Raw genomic sequence first — 1,229 nt, 5'->3', positions numbered from 1 at the left:
TGAATCGCCACGGGTTTAACAGACACCTCAGAGTCATTTAAGATGGCTTAAAGAGAGGTGCCCATGAGCGGTAAGCGTTATCCCGAAGAGTTTAAAACTGAAGCAGTCAAACAGGTTGTTGATCGCGGTTATTCTGTTTCCAGCGTTGCAACACGTCTCGATATCACCACCCACAGCCTTTATGCCTGGATAAAGAAGTACGGTCCGGATTCTTCCACTAATAAAGAACAGTCAGATGCTCAGGCCGAGATCCGCCGTCTCCAGAAAGAGCTGAAACGGGTTACCGACGAACGGGACATATTAAAAAAAGCCGCGGCGTACTTCGCAAAGCTGTCCGACTGAGGTACGCCTTTATCCGTGACAACTCCTGTTGCTGGCCTGTTCGCCTGCTCTGTCGGGTGCTGGATGTTCATCCCAGTGGTTTTTACGCCTGGCTTCAGCAGCCGCATTCACAACGCCATCAGGCAGACCTGAGACTGACAGGACAGATTAAACAGTTCTGGCTGGAATCGGGATGCGTCTATGGTTATCGCAAAATCCATCTGGATCTGCGTGACAGCGGGCAACAGTGCGGAGTAAACAGAGTCTGGAGACTGATGAAACGTGTCGGAATAAAGGCTCAGGTCGGATACCGAAGCCCGCGGGCACGTAAAGGCGAGGCCAGTATCGTGTCACCCAACAGGCTCCAGCGACAGTTCAATCCGGATGCTCCTGATGAGCGTTGGGTAACGGACATAACCTACATCAGGACCCACGAAGGCTGGCTGTATCTTGCCGTTGTTGTTGATCTGTTCTCACGCAAAATTATCGGCTGGTCCATGCAATCCCGGATGACAAAGGACATTGTCCTGAACGCACTGCTGATGGCTGTATGGCGGCGTAATCCCGAAAAACAGGTGCTGGTTCATTCGGATCAGGGCAGTCAGTACACAAGCCATGAGTGGCAGTCGTTCCTGAAATCACACGGCCTGGAGGGTAGCATGAGCCGTCGCGGTAACTGCCATGATAATGCGGTTGCAGAAAGTTTTTTCCAGTTGTTGAAACGTGAACGGATAAAGAAAAAGATCTACGGAACGCGGGAAGAAGCCCGCAGTGATATTTTTGATTACATCGAAATGTTTTATAACAGTAAGCGTCGGCATGGTTCTAGCGAACAGATGTCACCGACAGAATATGAAAACCAGTATTATCAACGGCTCGGAAGTGTCTAGATTATCCGTGGCGATTCA

Annotated in this window: 1 protein-coding gene; it reads left to right on the top strand. The window is 50.3% G+C overall.

Features of this window, described 5'->3' with window-relative positions; translation table 11 throughout:
* Positions 1-63: 63 nt before the first annotated feature.
* A protein-coding gene (locus FHC52_RS22465) for an IS3 family transposase (protein WP_139153290.1) occupies positions 64-1,211 on the top strand; the annotation gives its coding sequence in 2 pieces (ribosomal slippage) (positions 64-301 and positions 301-1,211; 1,149 coding nt in all).
* The last annotated feature ends 18 nt before the right edge of the window (positions 1,212-1,229 follow it).

The sequence above is a fragment of the Enterobacter sp. EC_64 genome, from assembly GCF_019584165.1.
GTDB classification, from domain to species: domain Bacteria; phylum Pseudomonadota; class Gammaproteobacteria; order Enterobacterales; family Enterobacteriaceae; genus Enterobacter; species Enterobacter roggenkampii.
Note: the sequence above shows the minus strand (reverse complement) of the source record. Positions and strands in the feature narration are given on the sequence as shown.